Genomic DNA, 12301 nt, shown 5'->3' with positions numbered 1-12301 from the left:
ACAGTTCCGTCGTCAAGGGGTGAGCCGAGACCACTGATGAATTCATCAGAGATGTGACCGTCATCGCCCACGCGGCTAGACTCGCCGTATGCCTACGTCAGCCCCGCCCAGCAACCGCTTCGAGCGGCGCCGCGCCGAAACCCGTCGGGCGCTCATCGGCGCCGCCCGGCAGATCCTCGCCGAGACCGGGGACACCGGCGTCAGCATCCAGGCGATCGCCGAGCGCGCCGACGTCGGCTTCGGCTCCTTCTACAACCACTTCGAGTCGAAGACCGAGCTGTTCGAAGCGGCGGTGATCGATGCGCTCGAGGAGTTCGGCCAGAGCTTCGACGAACGCCTCGCGGGGCTCGACGATCCGGCGGAGCTCGTCGCGGCGGGCTTCCGCCTCAGCGCCCGCATGGCCGACACCCACCCGGAACTGATGCAGGTCCTGCGCCGTCGCGGCCTCGGTTACATCCACTCCGACAACGGTCTGGCCCGCAGGGCGGTGCGTGATCTCGAGGTCGGCATGGCCTCCGGCCGCTTCACCGCCGTGGACCCGGCGGTCGCCCTCTCCGCACTCGGCGGAACGCTGCTGTCCCTGGTCGAGCTCCGCTTCGCCCGCCCCGACCTGGACGGCGACGAGGCCGCGGCGAACCTGGCCGAGATGGTCCTGCTCATGCTGGGCGTACCGGCGGACGACGCCCACGAGGTCGCACGGCGTCCGCTTCCCGACGAGCCTGCCTGAGCGGCGGCCTCACTCGGTGAGCCACGCGGCCGGTCGGGCGGTGACCGGGCGGGAAGCCGACGTGCCCGGCGGCCGGACGTCGCGTCGAGCCGGCCGGCACGTTAAGCCTTCGCAGCCGCCCGTCAAGCGCGCCCAGCAGGTCGTCGGACTTCGCCGATCGTCGGTGGGACGCCGCATCGACAGCCTCAGAGCCCTGCTGCGCGACGACCAGGGCCACCGCTTCAGCTCCGAGCAGTGGCCCGCGGAGCCCTGTCGCTCCCCGCCCGGAGTCACCCTTTCGAAGCTCGTCGAAAGGATGGTTCGGGTGCTTGGGCGGCTGGAGAGTGGTGATCGCGTCGGGTGCGGCGAGGGCTGTCGACACCGGCGGTGAAACAGTTCGCGTGTGCTTGTTCCGTGGGACGCCGGTGCCGCCCGCGGCATCCCCCGGCCACGCTCGGAGAGGGGACGGGTGAATGGACAGCATCTTCTCGGGCGAGGGGCGTTCCATCGGCGGGTTCCTGCGCGAGCGCTGGAGCGAGATGTGTGAGGGGCTCGACCTGCCGCAGTCCCTCAGCGGGCCTGTGACGGAACAGGTCGGGGATCTTCTGCGGCCGTGGGCCGACCTGCCCGTCGGGCAGGCGTCGCCGTTCCCCTCGTATGTCGCGGACGACGGCTTTCCCGCGGAGATGTCGGTGAAGTGGTCACGGGGGCGGCCGGAGTTGCGCATCCTGTTCGAGGCGCTCGGCAGCTCCCGACCCATCACCGCGGCCTCGAATCGAGACGCTGCGGCGGCGCTGACGGATGGGTTGGCCGGGGAGCCGATGGTCTGCCTCGACCGCTACGGGAAAGTGGCCGACATGTTCGCGCCGGGCGCCGGCCAGGCGACAGCGCCCGTCCCGGTGTGGCACTCCCTGGCCTGGAAGCCCGGCCGTCCTCCTGCCTTCAAGGTCTATTTCGGGCTGTACGCGGTGGACTTGACGGAGCGTCACGCCCTGGTCGGCGAGGCGATGGCGCGTCTCGCCATGGGCACCGCGTGGGCCGATACCTCCGCACAGGTGGCGCGAGCGGCACGGGCGGACGGAATCGAGCGGGAGTTGGAGTTCTTCGCCCTTGACCTGGACGCAGGCGCGCGGGCCAGGGCCAAGGTCTACTACCGCAACCACACCGGCAGCGTCACCGTCCTGGAGCAGATGGCCTCCCTCGCCCGGGCCCACGAGCCGGACAGGGCCCGCTCGGCCTTCCGCACTCTGCTCGGTACGGCGCCCGAAGCCGCCGGAGCGGCCCCGCTGACCTGCCTCGCCTACCGACCGGACGCCCTCCGCGCCGACGAGTCGACCACCTACTTCCGGGTGTCCACGTTCACCGCGTCAGATGAGGAAGCCGCGGACAGGATCGGCGCGTTGATGGCGCACGAGGGCCTCGACCCACGACGTCACCACGCCCTCCTGCACGCCCTGGCGCCGCGCCCCCTGAACCAGAGCCGGGGGCTGCAGGAGCTGGTCAGCTACCGCTCACTGGGCCACGAGGGCGACGTATCCGTCTACTTCAGGTTTCCGCTCTACCCCCCACACACCGCCGAGCCCGGCCCGCCGCCACAGCCATCCCCGCGCACCCTCCAGGAGGACGACTCCCTATGACCACCATGCCCGCGCCCCTCCGGGAAGTCGCCGACAGGAACGAGGAGCACGTCCGCGCGTACCGCTCCAGCAACCTGATCGTCCTGCTGGAGGACCCCACGACACCGGCCGCCACCAAGGACGCCGTACTGGCGCACGTGGCGCCGTGGTCGGACGCGTTCCAGCGGATGATCAGTGTGCGAGCCGCGTTCGAGACCGACCCCCAACTGAAGGAACTCGCCCTGGAGCACCAGCAGGAGGAGGTCGGCCACAACGACATCCTGGCGGACAGCCACCGCAGCGGGCGGACCGCCGGTTGGGACCCCGTCGTCGAAGCCGGAGCCGCCTGGTTCGTCGACCAGTTCCGCACGCTGCCCGGACTGCACCGTGTCGTCCTGGCCCACCTCGTGCTGGAGGCGGGCAGCCTCACCTTCAGCAACGCCGGCTCCCTGGCATTCCCCGGCAACGCCTACTTCGCCCTGCACGACGAAGCGGACGAGGAACACATCGAGATGGGCTACCGTCTGCTCGCCGAGCGCCAGGATTGGCAGCTCGGCGAGGTCACCGAACTCCTCGACCACGCCTGGCAGATCATCACCATGGTCTCCGACCGGATCGCCGAACTCGCCCGCCGCGACACCGTCGTACCGGCATGAGCACGCTCCCCCGGCAAGGACTCGACGCCGACTCGGCCACGAGGATCGCGGAAGACAGCGCGAGGCAGTTCCAGCGGACCTTCAACGACCGCCTCGTCGCGGCCTACGCCCTGGGCAGCCTCGCGCACGGCGGCTTCGCACCCGCAGTCAGTGACATCGACCTCGCGCTGATTCTGACGGGCCGTCACCACGAGGACGACGCGACCATCCGCCGTGTGACCCTCGAACTCCAGGAGCGCGACAGCTCCCACCAACGGCTGTCAGTGTTCTGGAGTTCCCTGCCCGCCCTGAGCACGGACCACGACGACGGCAGATTCCCGGCCGTCGACCGGCTCGACCTCAAGGACAGCGGCAAACTCCTCTTGGGCGAGGACGTACGGCAGGCCGTCCAACCACCGGGCGCCGACACGCTGGTGACCGACAGCGTCCGGTTCGCGCTGCAGGTGCTCGCGCCGGACCCCGTCCTGGCCGAGTTCCACCACCCCGAACGCCTGGCGAGCGACATCAGACGGTTCACCAAGGCGGTCCTGCTCCCCCTCAGGTTCCTCTACACCGCCGCGACCGCGGACTGCGGATCCACCGACGACGCCATCCGCCACCACCTCGCGCACCCCGCACCGGTGGCCGAGGACCTCGTCCGGGCCGCGACGCGCGCCCGCCACGGACAGCCGGACCCGGCGGAGCACCTCACCGCACTCCTCCACGCCGACCTCGTTCCGCTCTACCTCCACTACATCGACACCACCCTGCTCAGGCTTCCTCCCGGCACCAGCGATCTGTCCCAGGGCCTCATCCACTGGCGAACACGACTTCTGGACCGGTGAACCGGACCGGTTCCGGCCTGGTGGCAGTGACCGCAACGGCGTTGGTCACCCACGCTTGACGGACCCCGTGGCGACCTGACGTGCCGAGCCCTACGTATTGTAGGGCCCCCATCGGCCGCGTCGGATCGTCAACTCCTCGGGGGTACTCATGCAGAGCACGGACATGCAGGAGGCCCGCCGCAGCGTCGCACCCACCGTGGCGGTGCTGCTCGTGAGCCTGCTGATCACGATGGAAGGCGTGTACGAGCTGTCCGGCTTCGGCCTGCACAGCCTCGACCGGCGCCCGCATCTGTTCAGCGACGGGCTGGCCACGGCCGGGGTGATAGTCGCGGCGGTGGTGGCGGGAACCGCGATCGGCAATCTGGCGTGGATACTGGCGGCGCGCTGGCGGGTGGAGCGGGCACAGCGGTAACTTCACGCTCCCCGGATTCACACCGTTTCCCGCACTCGGGCCGAACCCCATCCTTACCTGCGCCGATATCCTACAGAGTGTAGGGTCAACTCCCCCATCGCCGTCCCCTCAGCCGCCTTCAAGGTAGTCGCTCACCATGGCATCACAACAGTCCGCCCTGATACCCCCACGCCCGGCCGCCGCGCAGCGCACCCCCGGCACGCAGCCGAGCCGCCTGCGCCGACGGGCCGCCGACGCCACCGTCTGGTACCTGCGGGTGATCGCCGTACTGAACATAGTGGCGGTGATGTCGCTCCCGTTCCGGCAAGAGGTCTACGAGCACAACAACGGCCGTATCACCCTGCACCTGCACCGGCAGCACGCTCACCACTCCGGCCAGTTCTTCACGCCGTACCTGGCCACGGCCGGTCTGATCTCCGCGGCTCTGGCGATCTTCTTCGTGCTGGTGATGCGCCGCCGCAAGCGGGCCGCCTGGGTGGTCAACCTCGCCCTGTCCGCTCCCCTGTTCGTGTTGTACGTCCTCGCGCTCACCCAGCACGAGTACCGTGCCCACGCCTTCAACTGGCTCTCCGCCGCCCTCACCGGCCTGTTCGTCGTCGCACTGCTGATCAGCCGCCGCGAGTTCCACGCGGTGGGCGACCCGTCCAACCCGAAGCTGGCACTGGCCGTCGGCGTGGGCGGCCTGGTGGTCACCGGCGGCCTGGGCACCCTCCTCGTGCACGCGACGAACACGATCCCCGGCGCCACCCTCGCCGACGAGCTCGGCTACACCCTCCTGCGGGGGGTCAGCGTCGGACCGCTCGCCGACCGCGTCTCCGCGGTCCACGCCCCCCGCTGGACCGACATCATCATCAACATCCTCCTCGCGGCGGCCTTCTGCCTGGTCCTGTACGCCCTCTTCCGTTCCCCGCGCGGCCGGCGCCTGCTCAGCCCCGAGGACGAGGAACGGCTGCACGCACTGCTGGACAAGCACGGCGCCCGTGACTCGCTCGGCTACTTCGCACTGCGCCGCGACAAGGCGGCGATCTTCTCCCCGACCGGCAAGGCGGCGGTGACCTACCGCGTCGTGGGCGGCGTCAGCCTGGCCTCCGGCGACCCGATCGGCGACCCGGAGGCCTGGCCCGGAGCGATCGACGCCTGGCTGACCGAGGCGCGCCAGCACGCCTGGACGCCCGCGGTGATGGGCGCGAGCGAGGAGGCGGGCACCATCTACGCCCGCCACGGCCTGGACGCCCTGGAACTCGGCGACGAGGCGATCGTCGACATCGCCGACTTCACCCTCGAAGGCCGCGCGATGCGCGTCGTACGGCAGGCCCACAACCGGGTTCGCCGGGCCGGTTACACGGTCCGCATCCGCCGCCACGAGGACATTCCGGCCGACGAGATGGCGCTGCTCATCGACCGCGCCGACCACTGGCGCGACGGCGCCACCGAACGCGGCTTCTCCATGGCCCTCGGCCGCCTCGGCGACCCGTCCGACGGGCGTTGCGTGATGCTGGAGTGCCGCGACGCCGAGGACGTCCCCCGGGCTCTGCTGAGCTTCGTGCCCTGGGGCGAGCACGGTCTGTCCCTGGACCTGATGCGCCGCGATCGTGCCTGCGAGAACGGGCTGATGGAGTTCATGGTCGTCGAACTCCTGCTGCGCGCCGCCGAACTGGACATCCGCCGCGTCTCCCTGAACTTCGCGATGTTCCGCTCGGTCTTCGAACGCGGCTCCCGACTCGGCGCCGGCCCGGTCCTGCGTCTGTGGCACGCCACGCTGACGTTCTTCTCCCGCTGGTGGCAGATCGAGTCCCTGTACCGCGCGAACGCCAAGTACCGCCCGATATGGGAGCCGCGCTACCTGCTCTTCGCGAGAAGCAGCGACATTCCCCGCATCGGACTGGCGAGCGCCCGCGCGGAGGGGTTCCTGACCCTTCCCGGCAAGAACTGACCATGGGTCGGCCCAACCGACTATGACGAACCGGGCGTTCAGGCGCAGAGCGGCCGTCGGCTCCGTCGAAGCGGATCAGGGCCGGCACCTTGCGGAGAGCGCCGTAGTGGCTGGGCCGGCCGAGCACCAGCGCGTGGTCGGCCAAGGGCCAGGCGCGCTTCACCCGGCACACGGCCGTGGCCAGCGCCGCGTCCAACAGGCGCGCGGTCGACGGGGTGGTGGGGGACGGCGGCGAACCGGTCGCCCGGCACGGTGGCGAAGTGACCGGCAAGGGCCGCACGTTGACCGCGGACACACCCCTCGCGCGTAGCGTCGCGAGGGTGCGGCTGCCGTCGGCCAGGCAGACCAGGAGCAGGGCCGACTGGAGCGACACCGAGGTGAACGCGGTGACGGTGCAGCCCACGGACCGCCCTTGACGCCGCTGGTGACCACGGCGATGCCGGTGGCGCCCTTCCGCATGAACCGGTGCAACTGGTCCGAGCGCCGCGGGCAGTATCAGGCTCGTCGAGAGCGGATGACGTCGCGTCCTGCCGCAGGGGACCGGGACCTGCGCCCCGTCGTCCCAGAGCAGCCAGTTCACGCCGGTCGACTGCGGCGACGAGTCCACATTGAGCTGCTGCGGCGCGTCGATCGCCGTGTACGCCCGCGTGGACCGGGGCGACGGCGTCGCGGCCCCCTCATGCCCGGAAGGTTGCCCCGCAGCACATGGCTTGCCGCCGCACCCGGCTTCTCAGGGATTGGGCCCGTCCACGGTGTGCTCTGCCGAACGACTCGCGATGCCGCCCTCGCTGGCGTGCTGCGGCCTCTTCCGGGAGGACGACGGCAGGACGCTGCCCGCCACTGGCGGAACGGATTCGGGGTACCACATGCGCAGTGCGCGCAGCACAGGGCTGGCCGCGATGGTGGTGAGAAGAGCCATGAGGACCATCAGCGTGAACATCCGGTCGCTGATGAGCCCGAGTTCACGGCCTATGTCCAGGATGACGATCTCGGTCAGCCCCCGCGTGTTCATCAGCGCGCCGAAAGCACCCGCCTCGCGCCAGCTCATGCCCAGGAACCGAGCCGGAAACGCAGCTCCCGCGAACTTGCCGACCACGGCGGTCACGACGACCAGCAGCAGCGCCGGCACCCCCGCCCAGCCGAGTGCGCCGATGTCGACCGAGAGTCCCGTCACGATGAAGAAGACCGGCAGGAAAAGGCCGGAGATCTTCTCCACGGAGGCGGCGACCTGTCCGAGGAGCCCCGACAGGGCCTCCCGAGGCATGACCATTCCGAACACGAAGGCACCGAAGATCGCATGGATGCCGATCCATGCGGACGCCAAAGAGGAGAGGAAAGTTCCGGACACGACCGTGATCATCAGCATGCCGTGGTCTCCGTGCCGTGTGAGGGAGGCGACCAGCCGACGCAGCAGCGGCTGCACTATTCGGAACATGACCAGGCCGTACGCGGCGGCCCAGGCGATGACCGATACGGACTGGGCGATCCCGTCGGACTGCGCGACCGCCACGACCACGGCCAGCAGGCACCAGGCCAGGACGTCACACACGGCGGCGCAAGCCATGGCAAGGATGCCGATCCGGGTCCGCGAAAGGCCGCCCTCCCGGATGATGCGGGCCAGCACGGGAAAGGCTGTGATGGAGAAAGCCGTTCCCATGTAGAGAACGAAGACTGCGAGGCTCCCGCCGTGGGGTGCGTACCGGCTGTACAGCAGCGCCGCTGTCGCGACACCGAGGGCGAACGGCACTGCCATCGACAGGACGGCGATGGTGCTTACCGATCTTCCATGGCCGCGCAGCGCGGCCACATCGAGCTCCAGGCCGGCGAGAAACATGAACAGCACCAAGCCGACCTGGGAGATGACCGACAGCATGGGCATCGCCCCAGCCGGAAACAGGTGATGTGGAATGTCTCCGGGCAGCAGGCCAAGGAGGCTGGGCCCGAGCATGAGACCGACGGTGATCTCGGCGACTACGGGGGGCTGACGCAGGCGTTTGCCGAGTTTCACCATCACGGCTCCCGCGAGCAGGACGGTCGCGATGTCCGCCAGGACGATCGCTTCCATGGGTGGTGCGTCAGCCATGCCTTCTCGCTTCCGCGTAAGTCAGGAGAGTCAGGGACCAGCTGCATCACCTGTGCGCGACGCCGCTGCGCCGGTCGGGAAGTGCCGGACCGCCTCCCAGGATCGCGGACACGGTCGCGGCCACTTCCGCGGCATGGTCCGTGATGTAGAAGTGACTTCCAGGGAAGGGCACGACTTCGCTACCGGACGTCGTACTGAGGCGCCACCGGTCGAGTTGCTCTCCGGTGAAAAAATCGTCGGTGCCGTGGCACGCCACGATCCGGCTCTCGGTCACGGTGTTGCGGTGCTTACGCACGAAGTCGTCGCACACCGCGAAATCAGCGCGCAGCAACGCGACTGATCGTTCTCGCAGCTGTTCATGGGCGAGGATCTGTGGTGGCAGTCCACCGAACCTTGCTGCTTTGTCCAGGATTTCCGGTTCCTCGGCTTCTTGCGGATCGCCGACGAACAACGGGGATGCGCCGGACGGCGCCGCAGCGGCCGAAGCGAAGAGCGTGCCGCAGTATGCCCCGCCCGAGGTGGCTTCGAGCTGCGAGGCAAGCAGCAGACCCAGATAGGCGCCCATGCTGTGCCCGAAGATCGCGAATTTTCCGGTGATTCCGGCTTCGGCGACCTGCACGGCGAGGTCCTCGGCGGCCTTCTGGGCCGAGACGACGGAGTTCTCGCGCCATCTGCGCCCCCTGCCCGGGAGTTCCAGCACGTGTGCCACGAACTGCTGGGGCAGCGCATCGACGAGGGGGTGGAAGACCTGGGCGGACCCGCCGGAATGGTGCAGCAGAACGAGCGGAACCGGGCTCATGACATGTCCTCGGTGCCGGCTCACCAGCGGCGAGGAGTGAACGCGTAACCCCGACGACTGTGAGTGGCGATCGTATTGATCTTGTAGGTGTCCTCGCCGGAGACGAGTACCGCGCCGTAGTTGTCGAGCGTGATACCGCCGCCGTACTCGGCGACCTGATCCGTGTCGGGGTATATCTTCACCTTGGTCGGTACGTACCGGGCAGCGAATCCCATGCGGTAGTCCTTCCTGCTCCCGGTGTGCGGAAGGGAGGCGTGCATGAGAGTGGACCAGAAGATGACGCACTCGCCACGCTTCATCACCAGGGGAAAGGCCTGGGACTCATCCGGTTTCCAGTTCGGGTCCTTCTGCAACTGCCGGTAGTCGTAGCCGAAGAATCCCCGCTTGACTCCCTCCTTTTCACGGGAGTTGATCGCGTCGGGATCGTAGTCCATGGCCTTGGACTCGTCGTAGTTCATCTCCCGATGCGTGCCCGGCATGAGCTGAAGGCAGCCATTCTCCTTCGTGGAGTCCGTGAACGCGGTCCACACGGTGATCGTGCCGCCGAACGGGATCTCGGAGTCCTCCGCCGGCCACATGATCTGCGGCTTCTTGCTGGCATTGGCGAAGGTGGCCGCCTGGTGCCAGTCAGTGCCCTCGTCGCCGGGGTACTTGGGGAAGAACTCGGTACGCCAGCAGAGCACATCGGGCCCAAGGATGGAGGCAACGCGGTCGACGATCCGCCGGTTCATGATGTGCTCGGAGAGCAGATCGACATCGAGGTGGCGGTCGTAGTTGGAGATGTTCGTGCCGCTGCTGAGCGCGTCGTCGGGATAGATGGCCAAGGAACGGTCGGGAAGCTGCCGTCGGATGCTCTTCCAACGCTCCGTCATCTCCTCCGGCTCGAATATCTTGATCGGGCCGATGAACCCGTCCCGTTCGAACCTGGCGAGCTCTTCGGCGCTGAGCCGATAGTCGGTTTCCTGACTGATCGTCATGCAAGCCGTCCTTTCTGTGGCGTCACGGCACTGTCAGCTTCTGGCGACGCGAGAAGCCAGCTCGTCCGCGGCCGAGGCCAGAGTTCCCTCGAACAGGGTCTTGAGGTCGTAGTCGGCGCCGAAGGCGTCCTTGGCGCGCTCACCCAGCACCAGGGCAAGCATGGAATGACCGCCCAGGTCGAGGAAGTTCTCCTCCTCGGTGACCTCGGGCTCTTCCAGGATTTCGGCGACCCACTCAAGCGTCCGGCGTCGAACCGTCGCCGCGTCTGGTGCGATGCGTGCATCGGGCATCTCTTGCCTTCTCCTGTCGGGTTGTTCAGTCGCCCCTTCTCGGGCAACGCCTGTCGGCGCTGCCGACAATGCCCGGAAGTCTCCTCAACGACGGCGCTGCGCAACGTCGGCCAGACTCTTCGGCCGCATGTCTGTCCAATGTGCATTCACATACTCGAGGCAGGACTCGCGATCCGCCGACTCAAGGACCATGGACCAGCCATCCGGAACCTCCGCGAAAGTCGGCCAGAGCGCATGCTGCATCTCGTCATTGACGAGCACGTGAAAGGCTTGGTCCTCGGCATCGAACGGGTTTTGCATGTTGCTGTCTCACCAACTTTCGGACGGGTGAACCGTGTTCGAGGCGAGTGAGGAATGGCTCGGAAGGTCATGGCGCCGAATTCAAAGACGCACTCTGGCCTGAAATGCCGCAACCTGACGTCGGAAACGGGAAGGAGTTCCTGCATAAGGATCCGACTTCCACCGACCGACTCCGGTCAGCGTAGCGCAATTTCCCTTTCCGTCGACTCCCCTCCGCGCACGTCCTCCGTCACCGAAGGACACACGTCCTGTACGGAGGCGAGCCGCCCGCCCTCCGGCGCCCGCACGCGAGGAAGCGGGGTCAGAACTGGACACGTCGGCATGTGATCGGTAGACAGGCAGCCGAAGCCACTGGTGACGACGGTTGTTCTGATCGAAAGCCGACCACCAGCGGCTTCGCTACGTTGCCAGCTCAACTGGCAAACCATTGCGGCAGGTTGGAAGAATCCGTGTCCGATAGTGTCGAGGTGACCGACGCAGCCAATGCCTCCCCCACGCCGTTGAGGCACCTCTTAGGCGGCCGGTTCGGCTGGTTCTACGCAGGCCGCACCGTCGATCTCGCCGGCTCGTCCATGACCACCGTCGCACTTGCCCTCGCCGTGCTCCAGGCGTCCGGCAGCGCGACCGATCTCGGCATCGTCCTCGCTGCCAATATGATCCCCACCCTGGTGCTTCTGCTCCTCGGGGGCGCGGTCGCGGACCGTGTCAGCAGGCGAGCCGTGCTCATCGTGACCAACCTGACAACCGCCGCCGTCATGGCGGTGATGGCCGTCATCCTGATCACGAGCCGCTACGACCTCTTCCTGATCTCCTGTCTGGTCCTCGTCAGTGGAGCCGTCAGCGCCTTCTCACAGCCCGCGTTGCGCGGCATCGTCCCCGAACTGGTCGAGCGCAAGGACCTGCAGCGCGCCAACGCGCTCCTGGCCAGCAGCCAGAACGCCGTGCGCATCCTCGGTCCGATGATCGCCAGTGTCCTGGTGGCCACGGTCGGGGGCGGGTGGGCCCTCGCAGCCGATGCCGCCTCCTTCGTCCTGGCCGCCGCGGCGTTCACTCGCATCCCCGGGGCGTCTCGGCCGCCGGCGGCGGACCGGCCGTTGTGGCGCGACCTTGTCGACGGCTGGGCCGTCTTCCGGTCGATGCGCTGGGTGGTCATCATGACCGTCTCGTTCGCTCTGGTGAACGCTTTCAACGTCGGTCCATGGAACGTTCTGGGGCCGCAGGTGGTGTCCGGCGAGGACGGCGCTGTGGGCTGGGGCACCGTGCAGACCGTGCGAGCGATCGGACTGCTCGTGATGAGCGTCGTCGCCGTGAAAATCGTTCTGCGCCGACCGCTCCGGGACGGGCGGATCTGGGGAACCCTCGCGGGCCTTCCACTGCTGGCGGTCGGCTTGTCCGGGGAGGCCTGGATCGTGGCCGTGACCGCCTTCGTCGGCGGCCTCGGGTTCACCGTGGCCGCCATCACCTGGGAGAGCACCCTTCAGTCGGCCGTTCCGGAAGAGTCTCTCTCGCGGGTCGCCGCCTATGACGACCTACTGTCCTACTTGGCGATTCCCCTTTCCCAACTGGCCATGGGACCACTGGCCGCGCATTACGGGGCGAAGTCGGTGAGCGTCGCCTGCGGCATCGCCTTCATCGTCGTCTGCCTGTTGCCCCTGCTGAACCGGGACGTCCGCGAGCTTCGAACGTGAGGGCTCCCCTGGCCCG

General features: G+C 68.2%; 12 protein-coding genes and 1 pseudogene. 7 read left to right on the top strand and 6 right to left on the bottom strand.

From position 1 onward, the window contains the following. The first annotated feature begins 88 nt into the window (after positions 1 to 88). From FBY22_RS15920 to FBY22_RS15895, 6 genes are all read left to right on the top strand, one after another. Positions 89 to 727 carry a TetR/AcrR family transcriptional regulator gene (locus tag FBY22_RS15920; RefSeq protein WP_174267157.1) on the top strand — a complete coding sequence of 213 codons (639 nt, stop codon included), beginning with the start codon at positions 89 to 91 and terminating at the stop codon, positions 725 to 727. A 452-nt stretch (positions 728 to 1179) separates the two neighbouring features. Then, entirely contained in the window at positions 1180 to 2343 is a 1164-nt protein-coding gene (locus tag FBY22_RS15915; RefSeq protein ID WP_222127762.1) for a tryptophan dimethylallyltransferase family protein, read from the top strand. After that, a complete protein-coding gene (locus tag FBY22_RS15910) occupies positions 2340 to 2978 on the top strand; it encodes a hypothetical protein (protein ID WP_222127761.1) in 639 nt (212 codons plus the stop codon). Before FBY22_RS15915 ends, FBY22_RS15910 begins: the two co-directional genes overlap by 4 nt. Continuing rightward, a complete protein-coding gene (locus FBY22_RS15905) occupies positions 2975 to 3802 on the top strand; it encodes a hypothetical protein (protein WP_142146151.1) in 828 nt (275 codons plus the stop codon). The genes FBY22_RS15910 and FBY22_RS15905 overlap by 4 nt, the downstream gene beginning before the upstream one ends. Before the next feature lie 148 nt (positions 3803 to 3950). Further along, a complete protein-coding gene (locus tag FBY22_RS15900) occupies positions 3951 to 4214 on the top strand; it encodes a hypothetical protein (protein ID WP_142146149.1) in 264 nt (87 codons plus the stop codon). A 136-nt stretch (positions 4215 to 4350) separates the two neighbouring features. Beyond that, on the top strand, positions 4351 to 6147 hold the full coding sequence (locus FBY22_RS15895) for a phosphatidylglycerol lysyltransferase domain-containing protein (RefSeq protein ID WP_142146147.1): 1797 nt from the start codon (positions 4351 to 4353) through the stop codon (positions 6145 to 6147). A gap of 166 nt (positions 6148 to 6313) precedes the next feature. Here FBY22_RS15895 and FBY22_RS45945 read toward each other — a convergent pair. The 6 genes and pseudogenes from FBY22_RS45945 to FBY22_RS15865 form a co-directional block, all read right to left on the bottom strand. Then, positions 6314 to 6520 (bottom strand): annotated as a pseudogene (locus tag FBY22_RS45945) (hypothetical protein); the annotation flags it as partial. Between the two features lie 357 nt (positions 6521 to 6877). Beyond that, positions 6878 to 8212 (bottom strand): cation:proton antiporter, encoded by a 1335-nt coding sequence (locus tag FBY22_RS15885; protein WP_222127760.1) that lies wholly within the window; start codon positions 8210 to 8212, stop codon positions 6878 to 6880. Positions 8213 to 8276: 64 nt separating this feature from the next. Beyond that, the gene (locus tag FBY22_RS15880) at positions 8277 to 9029 is read right to left on the bottom strand and encodes a thioesterase II family protein (RefSeq protein WP_142146142.1); all 753 of its coding nucleotides are present in this window, start codon (positions 9027 to 9029) and stop codon (positions 8277 to 8279) included. A gap of 20 nt (positions 9030 to 9049) precedes the next feature. Further along, positions 9050 to 10006 carry a chlorinating enzyme gene (locus FBY22_RS15875; protein ID WP_142146140.1) on the bottom strand — a complete coding sequence of 319 codons (957 nt, stop codon included), beginning with the start codon at positions 10004 to 10006 and terminating at the stop codon, positions 9050 to 9052. Between the two features lie 33 nt (positions 10007 to 10039). After that, the gene (locus FBY22_RS15870) at positions 10040 to 10297 is read right to left on the bottom strand and encodes a phosphopantetheine-binding protein (RefSeq protein ID WP_142146138.1); all 258 of its coding nucleotides are present in this window, start codon (positions 10295 to 10297) and stop codon (positions 10040 to 10042) included. A gap of 84 nt (positions 10298 to 10381) precedes the next feature. Further along, a complete protein-coding gene (locus FBY22_RS15865) occupies positions 10382 to 10597 on the bottom strand; it encodes an MbtH family NRPS accessory protein (RefSeq protein ID WP_142146136.1) in 216 nt (71 codons plus the stop codon). Positions 10598 to 11064: 467 nt separating this feature from the next. Between FBY22_RS15865 and FBY22_RS15860 the strand changes: the two genes are divergently transcribed. Then, the gene (locus FBY22_RS15860) at positions 11065 to 12285 is read left to right on the top strand and encodes an MFS transporter (protein ID WP_160159878.1); all 1221 of its coding nucleotides are present in this window, start codon (positions 11065 to 11067) and stop codon (positions 12283 to 12285) included. Positions 12286 to 12301 lie beyond the last annotated feature (16 nt).

The sequence above is a fragment of the Streptomyces sp. SLBN-31 genome, from assembly GCF_006715395.1.
In the GTDB taxonomy this organism is placed as follows: domain Bacteria; phylum Actinomycetota; class Actinomycetes; order Streptomycetales; family Streptomycetaceae; genus Streptomyces.
The sequence above is the reverse complement of the archived record's forward strand: the minus strand, read 5'-3'. Positions and strand labels throughout refer to the sequence as shown.

Coding starts and splice junctions, on each gene's coding strand:
- FBY22_RS15920 (WP_174267157.1), top strand. CDS start 89: ATGCCTACGTCAGCCCCGCCCAGCAACCGCTTCGAGCGGCGCCGCGCC.
- FBY22_RS15915 (WP_222127762.1), top strand. CDS start 1,180: ATGGACAGCATCTTCTCGGGCGAGGGGCGTTCCATCGGCGGGTTCCTG.
- FBY22_RS15910 (WP_222127761.1), top strand. CDS start 2,340: ATGACCACCATGCCCGCGCCCCTCCGGGAAGTCGCCGACAGGAACGAG.
- FBY22_RS15905 (WP_142146151.1), top strand. CDS start 2,975: ATGAGCACGCTCCCCCGGCAAGGACTCGACGCCGACTCGGCCACGAGG.
- FBY22_RS15900 (WP_142146149.1), top strand. CDS start 3,951: ATGCAGAGCACGGACATGCAGGAGGCCCGCCGCAGCGTCGCACCCACC.
- FBY22_RS15895 (WP_142146147.1), top strand. CDS start 4,351: ATGGCATCACAACAGTCCGCCCTGATACCCCCACGCCCGGCCGCCGCG.
- FBY22_RS15885 (WP_222127760.1), bottom strand. CDS start 8,212: ATGGAAGCGATCGTCCTGGCGGACATCGCGACCGTCCTGCTCGCGGGA.
- FBY22_RS15880 (WP_142146142.1), bottom strand. CDS start 9,029: ATGAGCCCGGTTCCGCTCGTTCTGCTGCACCATTCCGGCGGGTCCGCC.
- FBY22_RS15875 (WP_142146140.1), bottom strand. CDS start 10,006: ATGACGATCAGTCAGGAAACCGACTATCGGCTCAGCGCCGAAGAGCTC.
- FBY22_RS15870 (WP_142146138.1), bottom strand. CDS start 10,297: ATGCCCGATGCACGCATCGCACCAGACGCGGCGACGGTTCGACGCCGG.
- FBY22_RS15865 (WP_142146136.1), bottom strand. CDS start 10,597: ATGCAAAACCCGTTCGATGCCGAGGACCAAGCCTTTCACGTGCTCGTC.